The 19,188-nt window shown below is 54.0% G+C and carries 19 protein-coding genes and 2 tRNA genes; 14 read left to right on the forward strand and 7 right to left on the reverse strand.

Annotated features, from left to right (window positions below; all coding sequences use genetic code 11):
* Window positions 1-27 precede the first annotated feature (27 nt).
* From On2M_RS03885 to rsmC, 3 genes are all read right to left on the reverse strand, one after another.
* Window positions 28-113 (reverse strand) — tRNA-Leu (locus On2M_RS03885).
* 28 nt (window positions 114-141) lie between these two features.
* A tRNA-Leu gene (locus On2M_RS03890) sits at window positions 142-228 on the reverse strand.
* A gap of 139 nt (window positions 229-367) precedes the next feature.
* Window positions 368-1,399, reverse strand: coding sequence for a 16S rRNA (guanine(1207)-N(2))-methyltransferase RsmC (gene rsmC, locus On2M_RS03895; RefSeq protein ID WP_151216669.1), 1,032 nt, complete (start codon window positions 1,397-1,399; stop codon window positions 368-370).
* Window positions 1,400-1,501: 102 nt separating this feature from the next.
* Here rsmC and holD point away from each other — a divergent pair, with 102 nt between their 5' ends.
* The 8 genes from holD (at window position 1,502) to On2M_RS03935 (ending at window position 7,901) form a co-directional block, all read left to right on the forward strand.
* Window positions 1,502-1,915, forward strand: a complete 414-nt coding sequence (holD, locus tag On2M_RS03900) for a DNA polymerase III subunit psi (RefSeq protein WP_005123886.1) — start codon at window positions 1,502-1,504, stop codon at window positions 1,913-1,915.
* On the forward strand, window positions 1,884-2,330 hold the full coding sequence (gene rimI, locus On2M_RS03905) for a ribosomal protein S18-alanine N-acetyltransferase (RefSeq protein ID WP_151216670.1): 447 nt from the start codon (window positions 1,884-1,886) through the stop codon (window positions 2,328-2,330). Before holD ends, rimI begins: the two co-directional genes overlap by 32 nt.
* Before the next feature lie 14 nt (window positions 2,331-2,344).
* Entirely contained in the window at window positions 2,345-3,025 is a 681-nt protein-coding gene (yjjG, locus tag On2M_RS03910; protein ID WP_061067189.1) for a pyrimidine 5'-nucleotidase, read from the forward strand.
* Window positions 3,026-3,117: 92 nt separating this feature from the next.
* Window positions 3,118-4,707, forward strand: coding sequence for a peptide chain release factor 3 (gene prfC / locus On2M_RS03915; protein ID WP_016151601.1), 1,590 nt, complete (start codon window positions 3,118-3,120; stop codon window positions 4,705-4,707).
* A 307-nt stretch (window positions 4,708-5,014) separates the two neighbouring features.
* Window positions 5,015-5,632: a molecular chaperone OsmY gene (gene osmY / locus On2M_RS03920; protein WP_151216671.1), complete on the forward strand. Its 618-nt coding sequence runs from the start codon at window positions 5,015-5,017 to the stop codon at window positions 5,630-5,632.
* 127 nt (window positions 5,633-5,759) lie between these two features.
* Window positions 5,760-5,921, forward strand: coding sequence for a DUF1328 family protein (locus On2M_RS03925; protein ID WP_003019081.1), 162 nt, complete (start codon window positions 5,760-5,762; stop codon window positions 5,919-5,921).
* A 133-nt stretch (window positions 5,922-6,054) separates the two neighbouring features.
* Window positions 6,055-7,128 carry a patatin family protein gene (locus On2M_RS03930; protein ID WP_187259132.1) on the forward strand — a complete coding sequence of 358 codons (1,074 nt, stop codon included), beginning with the start codon at window positions 6,055-6,057 and terminating at the stop codon, window positions 7,126-7,128.
* Window positions 7,125-7,901: a metal-dependent hydrolase gene (locus tag On2M_RS03935; RefSeq protein ID WP_210904411.1), complete on the forward strand. Its 777-nt coding sequence runs from the start codon at window positions 7,125-7,127 to the stop codon at window positions 7,899-7,901. Before On2M_RS03930 ends, On2M_RS03935 begins: the two co-directional genes overlap by 4 nt.
* A 37-nt stretch (window positions 7,902-7,938) precedes the next feature.
* Here On2M_RS03935 and On2M_RS03940 read toward each other — a convergent pair whose 3' ends face one another.
* Window positions 7,939-8,802 (reverse strand): YjjW family glycine radical enzyme activase, encoded by an 864-nt coding sequence (locus tag On2M_RS03940; protein ID WP_210904412.1) that lies wholly within the window; start codon window positions 8,800-8,802, stop codon window positions 7,939-7,941.
* On the reverse strand, window positions 8,774-10,324 hold the full coding sequence (locus tag On2M_RS03945; RefSeq protein ID WP_210904413.1) for a YjjI family glycine radical enzyme: 1,551 nt from the start codon (window positions 10,322-10,324) through the stop codon (window positions 8,774-8,776). The genes On2M_RS03940 and On2M_RS03945 overlap by 29 nt, the downstream gene beginning before the upstream one ends.
* Before the next feature lie 261 nt (window positions 10,325-10,585).
* Here On2M_RS03945 and deoC point away from each other — a divergent pair, with 261 nt between their 5' ends.
* The 4 genes from deoC to deoD all read left to right on the forward strand — a co-directional run bounded on the left by deoC (window position 10,586) and on the right by deoD (window position 14,943).
* Entirely contained in the window at window positions 10,586-11,365 is a 780-nt protein-coding gene (gene deoC / locus On2M_RS03950) for a deoxyribose-phosphate aldolase (protein WP_210904414.1), read from the forward strand.
* Between the two features lie 107 nt (window positions 11,366-11,472).
* Window positions 11,473-12,795 carry a thymidine phosphorylase gene (deoA, locus tag On2M_RS03955; protein ID WP_187253697.1) on the forward strand — a complete coding sequence of 441 codons (1,323 nt, stop codon included), beginning with the start codon at window positions 11,473-11,475 and terminating at the stop codon, window positions 12,793-12,795.
* Window positions 12,796-12,846: 51 nt separating this feature from the next.
* A complete protein-coding gene (deoB, locus tag On2M_RS03960) occupies window positions 12,847-14,070 on the forward strand; it encodes a phosphopentomutase (protein WP_003019037.1) in 1,224 nt (407 codons plus the stop codon).
* A 153-nt stretch (window positions 14,071-14,223) separates the two neighbouring features.
* A complete protein-coding gene (gene deoD, locus On2M_RS03965; protein ID WP_000224864.1) occupies window positions 14,224-14,943 on the forward strand; it encodes a purine-nucleoside phosphorylase in 720 nt (239 codons plus the stop codon).
* A gap of 98 nt (window positions 14,944-15,041) precedes the next feature.
* Here deoD and lplA read toward each other — a convergent pair whose 3' ends face one another.
* Entirely contained in the window at window positions 15,042-16,058 is a 1,017-nt protein-coding gene (gene lplA / locus On2M_RS03970; RefSeq protein WP_210904415.1) for a lipoate--protein ligase A, read from the reverse strand.
* A gap of 18 nt (window positions 16,059-16,076) precedes the next feature.
* The gene (locus On2M_RS03975) at window positions 16,077-16,709 is read right to left on the reverse strand and encodes a YtjB family periplasmic protein (protein WP_151216676.1); all 633 of its coding nucleotides are present in this window, start codon (window positions 16,707-16,709) and stop codon (window positions 16,077-16,079) included.
* A gap of 115 nt (window positions 16,710-16,824) precedes the next feature.
* Here On2M_RS03975 and serB point away from each other — a divergent pair, with 115 nt between their 5' ends.
* A complete protein-coding gene (serB, locus tag On2M_RS03980) occupies window positions 16,825-17,793 on the forward strand; it encodes a phosphoserine phosphatase (protein WP_003019027.1) in 969 nt (322 codons plus the stop codon).
* A gap of 11 nt (window positions 17,794-17,804) precedes the next feature.
* Complete coding sequence (gene radA, locus On2M_RS03985) at window positions 17,805-19,187, forward strand: DNA repair protein RadA (protein WP_001728171.1); 1,383 nt, start codon at window positions 17,805-17,807, stop codon at window positions 19,185-19,187.
* Window position 19,188 lies beyond the last annotated feature (1 nt).

The raw sequence follows: 19,188 nt of genomic DNA on the forward strand, positions 1-19,188 counted from the left end.
TCATCTTATTTTTTGATATCGCCTCGTTGGTGCGAGGGGGGGGACTCGAACCCCCACATCCTAAGGACACTAACACCTGAAGCTAGCGCGTCTACCAATTCCGCCACCTTCGCCCAGTGCGAGCAATATCAACGTGGATTATGGTGCGAGGGGGGGGACTTGAACCCCCACGTCCGAAAGGACACTAACACCTGAAGCTAGCGCGTCTACCAATTCCGCCACCTTCGCATACCATCGACACTCAAAAAGTATCGTTACCACGGAGGCGCATTCTAGTTGTTTTCAACTTTTCGTCAATAGTTAATTGTACAGGCTGGGTCGATTGATGCAAAAACGGCCACGTGAATGACCGTTCGCTGCGAGACAATTACGCTTTTTTCGCCTGACGCGTCATGACGGTGCGATAGACCTTAAAGCGCCCGGTCTGCGCGATAACTTCGTGGAAGCCAAACACTTCATCCAGTACTTTCGGATAAGGCAGGAAGGCGTTGGCTACAATACGCAGTTCGCCACCGCTGTTGAGGTGACGCACCGCGCCTCGAATCAGCGTTTGCGCGGCATCCAGGCTGGTCTGCATGCCGTCGTGGAACGGCGGGTTGGAGATGATCATATCAAAGCGACCCGTCACGTCAGAAAAGACGTTACTGGCGATAACGTCACCCTCAATACCGTTGGTGGCAAGCGTTGCGCGGCTGGCTTCAACAGCGGCTGCGCTAACATCGCACAGGGTTAAGCGCACTTTTGGCGAGTGGCTGGCAAGTGCGACGGAGAGAACACCCGCGCCACAACCGACATCCAAAACTTTGCCTTTAGTGTGCGGCGTCAGCGTAGAGAGTAGCAGTTGGCTGCCAACATCCAGGCCGTCACGGCTGAATACGCCCGGCAGCGTTTTAATGGTCAGATTGTCGGTCTGGTATTCGTCCCAGTATTTTTCAGCATCAAAGACCGGTTGCTTTTCCAGACGACCGTGGTACAGGCCACAGCGACGTGCGCTGTCGACTTTGTTTAGCGGTGCGTATTCGGCCAACATCTGCTCGGCGCTACGCACGCCGCTGCGGTTTTCACCAACAACAAAAATATCGCTGCCCACCGGTAACAGCGACAGAAGGTTCATCAACTGGAACTGAGCCTCAGGTTTATTCTTCGGCCAGTAGTAGATCAGCGTATCGCTATCGCCGACGTCATCGGCTTGAGCGACGAGGCTGAAGCGGACGTTGTCGCCCATCTGGCGGTGAAGCACCTGCCAGTGGTGAAGCTGCTGAGTGTGCGCACGGCTGGCGGCGCTTTCAAAATGAGCAGGCAGGTCATCCTGCAAATCACCGGCAAACAGAATACGGCTTTGTTCGAAATCATCACTGTGGCGCAGCAAGACTTCACTTGCCGGGGTAAAAGCAGACATGGAGTGCTCCTTAAATTGTACAGCGGGGGATTATAGTTGTTTGATGGCACGGATTCGACAAATTTGCTATATTTGCGCCCCTGATTACAGGAGCGTTTCGCTATGACATCCCGACGAGACTGGCAGTTACAGCAACTGGGCATTACGCAGTGGTCGTTGCGTCGTCCTGGCGCACTGCAGGGCGAAATCGCGATTTCCATTCCTGCGCATGTCCGTTTGGTGATGGTTGCTGCACAGTTACCCGCGCTAACCGAACCATTGATGAGCGATATTTTACGCGCATTAACCGTCAGCCCGGATCAGGTTTTACAACTGACGCCTGACCGTGTCGCCATGCTGCCGCAAGGCAGTCGCTGTAATAGCTGGCGGCTGGGAACCGAAGAGCCGCTGCTGCTGGAGGGCGCTCAGGTCGCGAGTCCTGCGTTTAATGAATTACGGGAAAACCCCGCGGCCCGCGCCGCGTTATGGCAACAAATCTGCGCATATGAACACGATTTCTTCCCTCGAACCGACTGATTTACCTACAGCATTTCAGATTGAAAAACGCGCCCACGCTTTTCCGTGGAGTGAAAAAACATTTGCCAGCAACCAGGGCGATCGTTACCTCAATTTTCAGTTGAGGGTTGATGACGTGATGGCGGCCTTTGCGATTACGCAGGTCGTGCTGGATGAAGCTACGCTGTTCAATATTGCCGTCGATCCTGACTTTCAGCGCAGGGGGCTGGGGCGTGAGCTGCTGGAGCATCTGATCGATGAGCTGGAAAAGCGTGGCATTTTGACGCTGTGGCTTGAAGTGCGCGCCTCAAACGCAGCCGCTATCGCGCTGTATGAAAACCTGGGCTTTAACGAGGCGACGATCCGGCGCAATTACTATCCGACGGCCGATGGTCATGAAGACGCCATTATCATGGCATTGCCAATCAGCATGTAAGACAAGGTGTAATGATGAAGAAGTGGGACTGGATTTTCTTTGATGCCGACGAAACGCTGTTTACGTTTGACTCGTTTACCGGCTTACAGCGGATGTTTCTCGACTATAGCATTACCTTTACCGCTGAAGATTTTCAGGACTACCAGGCCGTGAATAAACCGCTGTGGGTGGATTATCAAAACGGCGCGATTACCTCATTACAGCTGCAGCACGCCCGTTTCCAGAGCTGGGCTGAACGCCTGAAGGTTGAACCTGGCCAGCTTAATGACGCATTTATCAATGCGATGGCGGAGATCTGCTCGCCGTTGCCAGGGGCTGTTTCACTGCTTAATGCAATTCGTGATAAAACGAAAATCGGCATTATTACCAACGGCTTCACGGCGTTGCAGCAAATCCGCCTTGAACGGACGGGACTGCGCGATTATTTCGATCTGCTGGTGATTTCTGAGCAGGTTGGCGTGGCGAAACCCGATCCCCGTATTTTTGACCATGCGCTGGAGCAGGCGGGCAATCCTGACCGTTCCCGCGTGCTGATGGTGGGCGACACCGCAGAGTCCGATATCCTTGGCGGTATTAATGCTGGGCTCTCCACCTGCTGGCTCAATACGCATCATCGCGAGCAGCCAGCGGGCATTCAGCCGACCTGGACGGTGACGTCATTAAGCGAACTGGAGCAGCTCCTGTGTAAACACTGATTGCCTCCCCCCCGTTGATGGGTAAAATAGCCGCAATTTTTCGTATTCAACTTGCACGGCCCGTTGCCGTGCTTACCTAAGAAGATTTGACTATGACGTTGTCTCCTTATTTGCAAGAGGTGGCCAAACGCCGCACTTTTGCCATTATTTCTCACCCGGATGCCGGTAAAACGACCATTACTGAAAAGGTTCTGTTATTCGGACAGGCGATTCAGACCGCCGGTACGGTAAAAGGCCGTGGCTCCAGCCAGCATGCGAAGTCTGACTGGATGGAAATGGAAAAGCAGCGTGGGATCTCCATTACCACCTCCGTGATGCAGTTCCCGTATCATGACTGCCTGGTGAACCTGCTGGATACCCCGGGGCACGAAGACTTCTCCGAAGATACCTATCGTACCCTGACGGCGGTGGACTGCTGTCTGATGGTTATTGACGCCGCGAAAGGCGTCGAGGATCGTACCCGCAAGCTGATGGAAGTTACCCGTCTGCGCGATACGCCGATCCTGACCTTTATGAACAAACTCGACCGTGACATCCGTGACCCGATGGAGCTGCTGGATGAAGTCGAGAACGAACTGAAAATCGGCTGCGCGCCGATCACCTGGCCGATTGGCTGCGGGAAGTTGTTCAAGGGTGTCTATCACCTTTATAAAGACGAAACTTATCTGTATCAGACAGGTAAAGGTCACACCATTCAGGAAGTGCGCATTGTTAAAGGTCTGAACAACCCGGAGCTCGATGCTGCCGTGGGTGAAGACCTGGCGCAGCAGCTGCGCGACGAGCTGGAACTGGTGCAGGGTGCGTCCAACGAGTTCGATCATGAGCTGTTCCTCGCGGGCGAAATCACCCCGGTCTTCTTCGGTACCGCGTTGGGTAACTTCGGCGTCGATCATATGCTGGATGGCTTAGTGGAGTGGGCGCCTGCGCCGATGCCGCGTAAAACCGATACCCGCGTCGTTGAAGCCTCTGAAGAGAAGTTCACTGGCTTCGTGTTTAAAATTCAGGCCAACATGGATCCGAAACACCGTGACCGCGTGGCGTTCATGCGCGTGGTGTCCGGCAAGTACGAGAAAGGCATGAAAATGCGCCAGGTGCGCATTGGTAAAGACGTGGTGATCTCCGATGCGCTGACCTTTATGGCCGGTGACCGTTCTCACGTCGAAGAAGCGTATCCGGGCGATATTCTTGGCCTGCACAACCACGGCACAATCCAGATTGGCGATACCTTTACCCAGGGCGAAATGATGAAGTTCACCGGTATTCCGAACTTCGCACCGGAGCTGTTCCGTCGTATTCGCCTCAAGGATCCGTTGAAGCAGAAACAGCTGCTGAAAGGACTGGTTCAGCTTTCAGAAGAAGGCGCCGTGCAGGTATTCCGTCCGATCGCCAATAACGACCTGATCGTGGGGGCTGTCGGTGTGCTGCAGTTCGACGTGGTGGTTTCTCGTCTGAAGAGCGAATACAACGTTGAAGCGATTTATGAATCGGTCAACGTGGCGACTGCGCGTTGGGTAGAGTGTTCTGACGTGAAGAAATTTGAAGAATTTAAGCGTAAAAACGAAATTCAGCTGGCGCTGGATGGCGGCGATAATCTTACTTATATTGCACCAACCATGGTTAACCTGAATCTCACCCAGGAACGTTACCCTGACGTTCAGTTCCGCAAAACGCGCGAACACTAATCGACCTTTCCGGGCACGGTATTCGTCGTGCCCGGCAACTTTTCCTGTCTTTTAAATCCCTTACGGAATGTTCTTAAATCCTCTCATTTTTTCTTTGTTTGTCTGTTTTTTAGCCGATTCGGGCTGCGATCACGAAATCGTGAACTATATTTAACAATGTGATGACATGAATGTCGGTTTTTAATGCTTCTTAAGCTGCCTGTTGCAGCCTCTATAACTGACATTCATCTCACTTACAAAATTTGTCTCTGGTTCAGGCCGTTTAATGCCAGAGCATCGCTTAAGAAAAACATACAGGAATACATCGATGACAATGACAGGACTTAAGATTTCTAAAACGCTGCTGGCCGTGATGCTGACCTCCGCTGTTGCAACGGGTTCTGCTTATGCAGAAAACGCCACGACGGATAAAGCGCAATCCGGCGTCGAAAGTGCGGGGCAGAAAGTCGATAGCTCTATGAACAAAGTCGGTAATTTCATGGATGACAGCACCATCACCGCGAAAGTGAAAGCCGCGCTGGTGGACCACGATAGCATTAAGAGCACCGATATTTCCGTCAAAACAGATCAAAAAGTAGTGACGTTAAGCGGGTTTGTTGAAAGCCAGGCACAGGCCGAAGAGGCGGTGAAAGTGGCGAAAGGCGTTGAGGGTGTGACCTCCGTTAGCGACAAACTGCACGTGCGTGATAGCAAAGACTCTTCCGTAAAAGGCTATGCAGGCGATACGGCAATCACCAGTGAGGTAAAAGCCAAGCTGCTGGCCGATGATATTGTCCCATCCCGCAAAGTGAAAGTTGAAACCACCGATGGTGTGGTACAGCTTTCAGGAACCGTTGAATCGCAGGCTCAAAGCGATCGCGCTGAGAGCATCGCCAAAGCGATTGATGGCGTGAAAAGCGTTAAAAACGATCTCAAAACTCACTAATTAGACTTAATTCGTCCTCCTGGCGTTTGTCGGGAGGCGTATTGTGCACCACACTGAAAATATCGCCGATGGGCAGCCTGAGTGCTCATATCAAGCGGTGACATTAACTATGGTAAAGGAGAAGCATATGTTTCGATGGGGCATCATATTTCTGGTTATCGCGTTAATTGCCGCTGCACTGGGTTTTGGTGGACTGGCGGGGACCGCTGCAGGCGCAGCGAAAATTGTATTTGTAGTGGGGATCATTCTGTTTTTGGTCAGCCTGTTTACCGGTCGTAAACGACCCTAGCATGTAACTGCAAAGAAAAACCGTAAAGATAACTTGCTACTCAGCCAGTCCACCGGACTGGCTTTTACGGTTTTAGCGCTAGGCAATTTGCGTTACTTTGTTGTTCTATTACAAAAACAACAGGAAGGCAGAGGTGGGGCAGAGAATACCCGTCACGCTCGGCAATATTGCGCCGTTATCGTTACGTCCGTTTCAACCAGGCAGTATGGCGCTGGTGTGTGAGGGCGGCGGACAAAGAGGCATCTTCACCGCTGGCGTGCTGGATGAGTTCATGCGCGCCCAGTTTAATCCTTTTGATCTCTTCTACGGAACGTCTGCGGGCGCGCAAAACCTATCAGCCTATCTCTGTAACCAGCCTGGTTACGGGCGAAAAGTCATCATGCGTTACACCACCCGACGTGAGTTTTTTGACCCGGTACGCTTTGTGCGAGGGGGAAACTTAATCGACCTCGACTGGCTGGTAGATTCGACCTCGTCCCAAATGCCGCTGGCAATGGATAACGCCGAGCGCCTGTTTGCCGCAGGAAAATCGTTTTATATGTGCGCCTGTCGGGGTGATGACTACACACCGGGCTATTTTTCACCGAACCGGCAAAACTGGCTCGATCTTATTCGTGCCTCCAGTGCGATTCCCGGGTTCTACCGCACAGGGGTTGCGCTGGATGGGGTTAATTACCTGGATGGGGGCGTCAGCGACGCCATTCCCGTGCAGGAAGCGGCGAAGCAGGGGGCAAAAACGCTGGTGGTTATTCGTACCGTGCCTTCGCAAATGTACTACACCCCGCAGTGGTTCAAGCGTATGGAACGTTGGCTGGGCGAAAGCAGCCTACAACCGCTGTTGAATCTGGTGCAGCACCATGAAGCCACCTATCACGCGATTCAGAGCTTTATTGAGAAACCGCCGGGCAAGCTGCGTATCTTTGAGATCTACCCGCCCAAACCGCTCCATAGTATGGCACTGGGAAGTCGTATTCCGGCGCTGCGAGAAGACTATAAAACCGGACGCCTGTGCGGTCGTTACTTCCTGGCTACCGTCGGCAAACTTCTGGGGAAAAACGTGCCGCTGCCTCGTCAGACGCCGAAGATTTTGGTGCCGGGACCGGTGGTGGTTCCTCCCGCGCCGGTGGCCAACGACGCCCACGCCCCTGTGGTGACCAATGCGCCTCAGGCTAATGACACCACGTTTGATAATGAGGATTTGGCGTGAGTTTTCGCTTTATCGATACGCATTGTCACTTTGATTTTCCGCCGTTTACTGGCGACGAGTCCGCCAGCCTGCAGCGCGCCAGTGAAGCCGGTGTGGACAGTATTATTGTCCCGGCCACCCAGGCGGCGAATTTTTCCCGCGTGCTGGCGTTGGCGGATAATCACCCCCCGCTGTTTGCCGCGCTGGGCCTGCATCCCATTGTGATTGAACACCACAGCGACGACTGCCTGGACCAACTGCAGCAGGCGCTGGATAAGCGTCCGCAAAAGCTGGTGGCAGTAGGTGAGATTGGATTGGATCTGTATCGGGACGATCCGCAATTTGACAAGCAAGAGTGGATTCTGGAGGCGCAGCTTAAACTGGCGAAGCGTTACGAACTGCCAGTGATCCTGCATTCACGGCGCACGCATGACAAGCTGGCGATGCACCTGAAATACCATGCTTTACCGCGAACCGGCGTGGTGCATGGATTTTCCGGGAGTTTTCAGCAGGCTGAACGCTTTGTACAACTGGGCTACAAAATTGGCGTGGGTGGCACTATTACCTATCCACGCGCCAGCAAAACCCGCGAGGTAATGGCGCGATTGCCGCTGGAGTCACTGCTGCTGGAAACCGACGCGCCAGATATGCCGCTCAGCGGGTTTCAGGGACAGCCCAATCGACCGGAGCAGGTAGTCAGAGTGTTTGACGTCTTATGCGAGCTGCGCCCGGAACCTGCGGACGTGATTGCTGACGCGCTGTATCGCAATACGACGACGTTGTTTGATTTTTGATTTCCGGATGTGACGCTTTTGCATCGCATCCGGCATTTCACAGATACAAAGCCGGGAAAATCAAATTTTCCACCCCGCGCTCGCGCAATTTTTGCGCGAGGATCTCCACATCCTCCGGCGTGGCGCTCGGCCAGTCTTTTGCTTCGCCGTATACCCCGTGCGCATGAAAGGCATTCAGTCGCACCGGCACGTCACCTGAACGTATGATAAACGCCGCCAGCGCATCGATATGCTGGAGATAATCCACCTGACCAGGAATAATCAGCAGGCGCAGTTCCGCAAGTTTTCCTTGCGCGGATAGAAAGGTAATGCTTTGTTTAATCAGCGTGTTATCGCGACCAGTCAACTGACGATGACATGCGCTATCCCAGGCTTTTAAATCGAGCATCACGCCGTCGCACACCGGTAGCAATCTTTGCCAGCCGGTTTCGCTCAGCATGCCGTTGCTGTCTACCATGCAGGTCAGGTGTTGCAACTGCGGATCGGTTTTGATCGCGCTAAACAGCGCCACAATAAACGGTAGCTGGGTCGTCGCTTCGCCGCCGCTGACCGTAATTCCCTCAATAAACAGTGCTGCCTTGCGAATAGACTGCAGCACCTCATCAATGCTCATGGTCTGCGCCATCGGCGTAGCCTGCTGTGGGCACATGTGCAGGCAGGTGTCACACTGCTGGCATACGTCGGACTGCCACCACACTTTTCCTGCACTCAGGCTGAGTGCCTCATGCGGGCAATGCAGGACACACTCCCCGCAGTCATTGCAGCGTCCCATCGTCCACGGATTGTGGCAATTTTTACAGCGCAGATTGCACCCCTGCAGAAACAGAGCCAGGCGACTGCCCGGCCCGTCGACGCAGGAGAAAGGGATAATCTTACTTACCGAAGCGCATCTGCTGTTCATGGCTAATCACGCGAGGGTGTCGTTCCAGAATGCGCGTATTGCGCGCGGCTTCTTCGCCCAGCCAGGTTGTGTTGGTGCGAGAACCTGCGGCGCGATATTTTTCCAGATCCGACAGGCGCACCATATAACCGGTGACGCGAACCAGATCGTTACCGCTCACGTTAGCGGTAAATTCACGCATCCCGGCTTTAAACGCGCCGAGGCATAATTGCACTAACGCCTGGGGATTACGCTTGATGGTTTCATCCAGCGTGAGAATGTCGCTGATACCGGCGTGATAATACGCGTGATGCGGCGCAACGGTCTGCAGGTGAGTGATCGGGTCCGGTTCATCGCCGTAGGGCAGACGTGCGCCCGGCGTGGTGCCGATGTCAGAACTGATCCCCGACTGTGCATGCAGCATCGCGCGCTGATTCCAGCCATATTTCACTGGCGTGCTTTCTACAAATTCCGCCAGTTGGGCGCTAATGCGATAGCCAAGCTGATTGGCAAACTCATCTTTCCCGTAACGCGCGCATTGCCCTGCTTTTTCACACAGCAGATTTACCGCCTCCGCCAGGCCATACATACCGAACATAGGCACAAAACGTTTGGGATCAATCAACCCTTCCTGCACCAGGAAGCTATTCTCAAAGAAATGTGATTTTTCATAGAGGAATTCACATCGTGCATCAATGATGGCGATTTGCTGCTGGCAGTAGTGCGGTAGGGTGCACGTAAAGAAGTCATCGACAGAGGTGCTGCGCTCTGCGATGGCTTTCAGATTGAGCCTGACCAGCGTACTTCCGCCGCCAGCCAGCGGCAGTGAGTTGTAACAACTGACGACGCCGTAGTGGCCTTTTGTGAAAATTTTATCATTTTCAGGGCCGTTGGAAATGTGTGGTTTACTGCATTCACAGATATTTTTCGCCACGTTAAGCAGCAGATCGTCAGGGGTGATTTGCGGATCATAAATAAAAGTAAGATTAGGTGAAACCTGCTTTAACTCTGCATCTGCGCGTAAAATTGCGCGTGTAATCGGCGTGTCGGCTGGACCAATGTTGGCATGCATAAAGGCATCTGGCAGGGTGCGGTCGAGATAACGCCAAAAACGTTTTATTCGAATATCGATCTCATCTTGTGTTAGAATTCTAACATATGGTTGCAGTAGAGCATCGAGCTGACCGAGATAGACCGGCATCGACGTTACTGACGGAACGTGATGGTACAGGATGGTGAGTAAGGATAACGCGTCATCAAGATCCTTTGCTCCTTCCAGCTCCAGCCATGATGAACCGTTGGCCAGAAAACGCGCGTAGTCGGGTAAAACATAACGCGGTTTGAACGGGGCATGGCCTTCGTACATATCGCAGATCACCCCGTCATCCAGCGCCTGGCGTGCTTCAGCAGGCAGTTGCGGGTAAGGCAGTGCGTTTTCAGCCTCCAGCGCCAGAAAGTGGCGTTTCTGCTCAGGGCTGAGCACCGGACTGGTCACGATTTGTTGGCAACGCTGTTGCAGCGCGAGTTCGCTTGAAGTGGGCATCGTTGATTCCTTTTTATCCCGAAGGTGTAACGCCATTGTAGAAAGCAACGTCGCTACAACCTTTGATCCGGATGCGCTTGATGCCACCGCATTCCCTCTGGAAAGGTGATTTATTTGAAGTGGATCTCATTATAGTAATGCAAATCTGTATGTGGTTTTCATTAACTGTGATGTATATCGAAGTGTAATCGCGAGCGGATGTTAGAATACTAACAAACTCGCAAGGTGAAATTTTATACGGCGACGCCGTTGGAGAATGTTATGACCGATTTAACAGCAAGCAGCCTGCGCGCACTGAAACTGATGGACCTGACCACCCTGAATGACGACGACACCAATGAAAAAGTGATCGCGCTGTGTCATCAGGCGAAGACCCCGGTTGGCAACACTGCCGCAATCTGCATCTATCCGCGTTTCATCCCTATTGCGCGTAAGACTCTGAAAGAGCAGGGTACGCCGGACATCCGTATTGCCACCGTCACCAACTTCCCGCACGGCAACGACGACATCGAGATTGCGCTGGCTGAAACCCGCGCGGCGATTGCCTACGGCGCGGATGAAGTTGACGTGGTGTTCCCGTACCATGCGCTGATCGCCGGTAATGAGCAAGTTGGTTTCGATCTGGTTAAAGCGTGTAAAGACGCGTGTGCGGCGGCAAATGTGCTGCTGAAAGTGATCATCGAAACCGGTGAGCTGAAAGAAGAAGCCCTTATCCGTAAAGCGTCTGAAATCTCCATCAAAGCCGGTGCTGATTTCATCAAAACGTCTACCGGTAAAGTACCGGTCAATGCGACGCCGGAAAGCGCACGCATCATGATGGAAGTGATCCGTGATATGGGCGTTTCTAAAACCGTTGGTTTCAAACCCGCTGGCGGCGTGCGTACTGCAGAAGATGCACAGCAGTTCCTGGCGATTGCTGACGAACTGTTTGGCGCTGACTGGGCAGATTCCCGCCATTACCGCTTTGGCGCATCCAGCCTGCTGGCGAGCCTGCTCAAAGCGCTGGGTCACGGCGACGGTAAGAGCGCAAGCAGCTACTAAGTTTGAATTGCCCATCGTAGGCCGGATAAGGCGTAAGCCGCCATCCGGCATCAATACGACTAGCCGGGGAGCGCACTGCTTACCCGGCCCATAATCGGGAGGTTACCGTGTTTCTCGCACAAGAAATTATTCGTAAAAAACGTGATGGTCATGCGCTGAGCGATGAAGAGATTCGTTTCTTTATCAATGGGATCCGTGACAACACCATCTCTGAGGGGCAAATCGCCGCCCTGGCGATGACCATTTTCTTCCACGATATGACAATGCCTGAGCGTGTTTCGCTGACTATGGCAATGCGTGATTCAGGAACCGTGCTGGACTGGAAAAGCCTGCAACTGAACGGCCCGATTGTGGATAAACACTCTACCGGCGGCGTGGGTGACGTAACGTCACTGATGTTAGGCCCAATGGTCGCTGCATGCGGCGGTTATATTCCGATGATCTCCGGGCGTGGCCTGGGACATACCGGCGGCACGCTCGATAAACTGGAAGCCATTCCAGGATTTGACATTTTTCCGGACGACGCCCGTTTCCGTGAAATTATTAAAGACGTGGGTGTGGCGATTATTGGGCAAACCAGCTCGCTCGCACCGGCGGATAAACGTTTTTATGCTACTCGCGATATTACTGCCACGGTGGATTCCATCCCGCTGATTACTGGCTCCATCCTGGCGAAAAAGCTGGCGGAAGGGCTGGATGCGCTGGTGATGGATGTGAAAGTAGGCAGCGGCGCCTTTATGCCGACCTACGAGCTCTCTGAAGCCCTTGCCGAAGCGATTGTCGGCGTGGCGAATGGCGCGGGAGTACGTACCACCGCGCTGTTAACCGATATGAATCAGGTGCTGGCTTCCAGCGCGGGTAACGCGGTAGAAGTTCGCGAAGCGGTGCAGTTCCTGACAGGTGAATACCGCAATCCACGTCTGTTAGACGTCACCATGGCGCTGTGCGTGGAAATGCTGATCTCCGGCAAGCTGGCGAAAGACGATGCCGAAGCTCGCGCGAAATTGCAGGCGGTGCTGGATAACGGTAAAGCGGCAGAGATTTTTGGTCGCATGGTTGCAGCGCAGAAAGGCCCGACCGATTTCGTCGAGAATTATTCGAAGTACCTGCCAACGGCAATGCTCAGCAAAGCGGTATATGCTGATACCGAAGGTTTTGTCAGCGCGATGGATACCCGTGCGCTGGGTATGGCGGTCGTTTCCATGGGCGGCGGTCGTCGTCAGGCCTCGGACACCATTGATTACAGCGTTGGCTTCAGCGACATGGCGCGTCTGGGCGACAGCGTAGACGGACAGCGCCCGCTGGCGGTGATCCACGCCAAAGATGAAGCCAGCTGGCAGGAAGCGGCGAAAGCGGTCAAAGCGGCAATTAGCCTTGACGATAAAGCGCCAGAAATTACGCCGACAGTCTATCGTCGTATTACCGAATAACTGTATACTGATCTGATCGCTTTTTTGCGGCGCAGATGTATGGAGAACAAGATGAAACGTGCATTTATTATGGTGCTGGACTCCTTTGGTATTGGTGCGACTGAAGATGCGGATCGCTTTGGCGACGTAGGCTCAGACACTATGGGACACATTGCAGAAGCCTGTGCGAAAGGTGAAGCTGACAATGGTCGCAAAGGTCCACTGAATCTGCCTAACCTGACCCGTCTGGGCCTGGTGAAAGCTCACGAAGGCTCTACAGGTAAAATTGCTGCCGGCATGGACGGTAATGCGGAAGTGATTGGTGCTTACGCCTGGGCGCATGAACTCTCTTCCGGGAAAGACACGCCGTCCGGCCACTGGGAAATCGCGGGTGTTCCGGTTCTGTTTGACTGGGGTTACTTCTCCGATCATGAAAACAGCTTCCCGCAGGAACTGCTGGATAAGCTGGTAAAACGTGCCAACCTGCCGGGCTACCTCGGTAACTGCCACTCTTCCGGTACCGTGATTCTGGATCAGCTGGGTGAAGAGCATATGAAAACCGGCAAGCCGATTTTCTATACCTCTGCTGACTCAGTGTTCCAGATTGCCTGTCACGAAGAGACTTTTGGCCTGGATAAACTCTACGAACTGTGCGAAATCGCCCGTGAAGAGCTGACCGAAGGTGGTTACAACATCGGTCGTGTTATTGCGCGTCCGTTTATTGGTGATAAAGCCGGTAATTTCCAGCGTACCGGTAACCGTCACGACCTGGCCGTTGAGCCGCCAGCACCGACCGTGCTGCAGAAACTGGTCGACGAGAAAGACGGCCACGTGGTTTCCGTTGGTAAAATCGCGGATATCTATGCGAACTGCGGCATCACCAAAAAAGTGAAAGCTACCGGTCTGGACGCGCTGTTCGACGCCACCATCAAAGAGATGAAAGAAGCGGGTGATAAGACCATCGTCTTTACTAACTTCGTTGATTTCGATTCTTCCTGGGGCCACCGTCGCGATATCGCCGGTTATGCCGCAGGTCTGGAACTGTTCGACCGCCGTCTGCCTGAGCTGATGGAGCTGGTGGGTGAAGATGACATTCTGATCCTGACTGCTGACCATGGCTGCGACCCGAGCTGGACCGGTACTGACCACACTCGTGAACACATTCCGGTACTGGTTTACGGCCCGAAAGTGAAACCCGGTTCTTTAGGTCACCGTGAAACCTTCGCGGATATCGGCCAGACGCTGGCGAGCTACTTTGGTACGTCGCCGATGGACTACGGTAAAAACATGCTGTAATGCCCGTTGTCTTTCGCGCTGTAGATGCGTTGACTTTGTTCGCTCACCCCGGTCACATAGTTAATCTATGCTTCCGGGGATTCACGAATTCGTCGCTTTCCTACAACGCGAAATCCTTTGGGTATTCTTCTCAATTTTAATAAGGATAAATTGATGGCAACTCCACATATTAATGCAGAAATGGGTGATTTCGCTGACGTCGTATTGATGCCGGGCGACCCGCTGCGTGCGAAGCATATTGCTGAAACTTTCCTCGAAGATGTCCGTGAAGTGAACAACGTTCGCGGCATGTTAGGTTTCACCGGTACCTACAAAGGCCGTAAGATCTCCGTAATGGGCCACGGTATGGGTATCCCATCCTGCTCCATCTACACCAAAGAGCTGATCACCGATTTCGGCGTGAAGAAAATCATTCGCGTAGGCTCCTGTGGCGCCGTGCGTATGGACGTCAAACTGCGTGACGTGGTTATCGGTATGGGTGCCTGCACCGATTCCAAAGTTAACCGTATCCGCTTTAAAGATCATGATTTCGCTGCTATCGCTGACTTCGACATGGTGCGTAACGCTGTTGATGCAGCAAAAGCGCTGGGCGTAGACGCGCGCGTAGGTAACCTGTTCTCCGCTGACCTGTTCTACTCTCCGGACGGCGAAATGTTCGACGTCATGGAAAAATACGGCGTGCTGGGCGTGGAAATGGAAGCGGCGGGCATTTATGGCGTTGCGGCTGAATTTGGTGCGAAAGCGCTGACTATCTGCACCGTGTCCGACCATATCCGTACTCACGAGCAGACCACTGCCGCTGAACGTCAGACGACCTTCAATGACATGATCAAAATCGCGCTGGAATCCGTTCTGCTGGGCGATAAAGAGTAATGTTGTTTGTGCCCGGTGGCGCTGCGCTGACCGGGCTTAACATTGTTCTCGCAGGCCGGATAAGGCGTCGCCGCCATCCGGCATTTTCAGGCCTGCGCTTAACGCACCGCGCCGGCAATCCATGCCGACAGCTCGCGTAACTCTTTTTCTTGCTCCGGGAAATCAACCAGCAGCGCCTCGCACTCCTGTTGCAGCATATCCGCACGGTACAAGCATCCTTGCAGACGACCCGCCAGCGCTTCTAACGGCGCGGGATTGAGACTGTCGGTAAACACCTGCGTACGCGTGATATGCCCTTTTTCAACGTCGAAATGCAGTTCAACGCCGCCCCAGGTGAAACGCTCGTCCAACAGGTGCGAGAAGGCTGGCGCCTGACCAAAGTTCCACTCCCAACTGCTCTGGCGGGCAAAGGTTTCGGCAAAGTTCGGCAGATCCGGCGCTTTGTCCGGGGAGATAATCTCGGCTTCTACGCGTTTGTCGTAGTGGGCGAAAAAGGCCTCCGTGATGGCCTGACAAACCTGTTGATGAGTGATGCCCGGTAATAGCTCGGTCAAATTTGCCACGCGCGAGCGAACTGAAGTGATGCCTTTGGCGGCAAGTTTCTTTTTATCGGGATTGAGATAGTTTGCCAGGCGACTGAGATCGGCATTCAGCAATAGCGTGCCGTGGTGGAATCCACGGTCTTTCGTTTCACGATAAGCAGAACCAGAGACTTTACGATCGCCGTCCGGCGTTTTCACCACCAGATCGTTACGCCCGGAGGCTTCAGCTTCTACGCCCAGCATATTCAGCGCATTGAGGACTATCGCGGTGGAGATAGTTTTGTCGTATTCCGGTTTCCCGGCCATAAAGGTAAAGCAGGTATTACCTAAGTCATGGAACACCGCGCCGCCGCCGCTGCTGCGACGGGCAAGTCGCACGTTATCTTCCTCCATCCGGCGGGTGTTGCACTCTTTCCACGGATTTTGCGCCCGGCCAATCACCACCGTATCGGCGTTCCGCCATAAGAACAGGACGCGCTGCGTGGCGGGCATCTGGCGAAAAATGCACTCTTCAACCGCCAGGTTAAACCATGGATCGTAAGAATCGGAGATAAGCAGGCGTAGTGTGGACATAGCGATTTCCTTTTCTGATTAATCTTTATCTTCGTCCTGCACCGGTTTGTTAGCGGTCAGCAGGAAAGGGGATTGCTGCCAGCGAGTACGCTTGCCTTGCAATAAAGTACGGGTGAGCACCACGCCAATTGCCAGTGACAGAAGCAGCATCAGGCGCAAGATGTTGGTGGTGTTATCTACCTGCTTGGCTTCAGTGGCAAGCGTATGGGTATCCAGCGTCAGGCGCAGATAGCCCAGTGGTCCATTTTTTCCCTGAATGGGTTCGACAATTTGCTGGTTAAAATAGCCCCCGGCTTTTTTACCGTCGAGCGCCAGTCGGTCACGAACGTTGACACTCTCACCGGTGCGCGTGATCAGGTCTCCCTGCTCATCGTACACGCCCGCATCCAGAATACGGCTACTCTCCGTCAACTGGGTGAGCACCGTTTTAATGCGCTTTTCATCCGGCGTTTCGGTACGCATCAGCGGGGCGACGTTTAACGCGACCTGGCGAGCCAGCGTGCGGGCCAGCTCTTCAAGCTGCGGATTACGCTGCTGCTGGTGGCTTTGACTGAACCAGGATGCGCCTTGCATCAGCGCGACGAGCAGCGCAAGGCAGGACAATACAATCACTGCACGATGAAGTCGGAATTTCAGTTTTGTGCGAGCCATATTCCACCTGCTGAAAATTTGAGACTTAATGTTGCCAGAAGCGCTGGTTACAGGGTAGCCTCATGCGTTATTTTCCCCTGATGATTCCGACCCGAACGATTTTACAGGAGCTTTAATGCCTAACATTACCTGGTGCGATCTACCTGAAGATGTCTCTCTGTGGCCAGGTCTGCCTCTCTCTTTAAGCGGTGATGAAGTCATGCCGCTGGATTACCACGCAGGCCGCAGTGGCTGGCTGCTGTACGGTCGTGGGCTGGATAAACAGCGTTTAACGCAATACCAGAGCAAACTGGGCGCGGCGATGGTGATCGTAGCGGCGTGGTGCGTTGAGGATTATCAGGTGATTCGTCTGGCAGGCTCGTTAACGCCGCGTGCGGCAAAACTGGCGCATGATGCCAAACTGGATGTTGCCCCGCTGGGCAAAATTCCGCATTTGCGCACGCCGGGTTTGCTGGTGATGGACATGGATTCAACGGCTATCCAGATCGAATGCATTGATGAAATTGCCAAACTGGCCGGGACCGGTGAAATGGTTGCCGAAGTCACCGAACGCGCGATGCGCGGCGAGCTTGATTTCACCGCCAGCCTGCGCAGCCGCGTGGCGACGCTGAAGGGGGCTGATGCCAACATTTTGCACCAGGTGCGAGAAACATTGCCGCTGATGCCTGGCCTGACTCAGCTGGTGTTAAAACTGGAAACGCTTGGCTGGAAAGTGGCTATCGCTTCCGGCGGGTTTACTTTCTTTGCCGATTATCTGCGTAACAAGCTGCGCCTGACGGCAGCTGTGGCGAATGAGCTGGAGATCATGGACGGTAAATTCACTGGCAACGTGATCGGCGATATCGTCGATGCGCAGTATAAAGCCAGTACGCTGACCCGCCTGGCGCAAGAATATGAGATCCCGATGGCGCAGACGGTGGCGATCGGCGATGGTGCCAACGATCTGCCGATGATCAAAACGGCCGGGCTGGGCATTGCGTATCATGCGAAACCCAAAGTGAATGAAAAGACGGAGATTACTATCCGTCACGCTGACCTGATGGGCGTGTTCTGCATTCTCTCTGGCAGCATGAATCAGAAATAATGAGGTAAAACGTGGCAAAAGCTCCTAAACGCGCCTTTGTTTGTAATGAATGCGGGGCCGATTACCCGCGTTGGCAGGGGCAATGCAGTGCCTGTCAGGCCTGGAACACCATAACCGAGGTGCGTCTTGCCGCGTCGCCAACGGTGGCGCGCAACGAGCGACTCAGCGGCTATGCCGGAAATGCAGGCGTCGCAAAAGTGCAGAAGCTCTCTGACATCAGCCTTGAGGAACTGCCGCGTTTTTCTACCGGATTCAAAGAGTTCGACCGCGTACTCGGCGGTGGTGTGGTGCCCGGCAGCGCCATACTGATTGGCGGTAACCCCGGCGCGGGGAAATCAACGCTGCTGCTGCAAACGCTGTGCAGGCTTGCCGAGCAGATGAAAACCCTGTACGTCACCGGCGAAGAGTCGCTGCAACAGGTGGCGATGCGCGCGCATCGACTTGGCCTGCCGACAGCGAACCTGAACATGCTGTCGGAAACCAGTATCGAACAAATTTGCCTGATCGCTGAAGAAGAACAGCCGAAGCTGATGGTGATCGACTCCATTCAGGTGATGCATATGGCGGATATTCAGTCTTCGCCGGGCAGCGTGGCGCAGGTGCGTGAAACTGCAGCTTACCTGACGCGCTTCGCCAAAACGCGCGGCGTGGCGATTGTGATGGTCGGCCACGTCACCAAAGACGGTTCTCTGGCCGGGCCGAAGGTGCTGGAGCACTGTATTGACTGCTCAGTGTTGCTCGACGGTGACGCCGATTCGCGTTTCCGCACTCTGCGTAGCCATAAAAACCGTTTTGGCGCGGTGAATGAGCTGGGCGTCTTTGCCATGACCGAACAGGGGCTGCGCGAAGTTAGCAATCCCTCTGCAATCTTTTTAAGCCGTGGCGATGAAGTCACTTCCGGTAGTTCGGTGATGGTGGTCTGGGAAGGCACGCGCCCGCTGCTGGTAGAGATTCAGGCGCTGGTCGATCACTCAATGATGGCAAACCCGCGCCGCGTGGCGGTTGGTCTGGAACAAAACCGTCTGGCGATTTTGCTGGCGGTGTTGCATCGTCATGGCGGCTTGCAGATGGCGGATCAGGACGTGTTTGTCAACGTGGTCGGCGGCGTAAAGGTTACGGAAACCAGCGCCGACCTGGCACTGCTGTTGGCAATGGTGTCCAGCCTGCGCGACAGGCCGTTGCCGCAGGATCTGGTGGTCTTTGGTGAAGTGGGTCTGGCGGGAGAAATCCGCCCTGTGCCCAGCGGTCAGGAGCGTATTTCAGAAGCGGCGAAGCACGGCTTTCGTCGGGCGATTGTTCCCGCCGCCAACGTACCGAAAAAAGTGCCGGAAGGGATGCAGGTCTTTGGCGTTAAGAAGCTTGCAGATGCGTTAAGCGTGTTTGACGACCTATAAT

Source organism: Citrobacter sp. On2M (genome assembly GCF_018035235.1).
Taxonomy (GTDB): domain Bacteria; phylum Pseudomonadota; class Gammaproteobacteria; order Enterobacterales; family Enterobacteriaceae; genus Citrobacter; species Citrobacter meridianamericanus.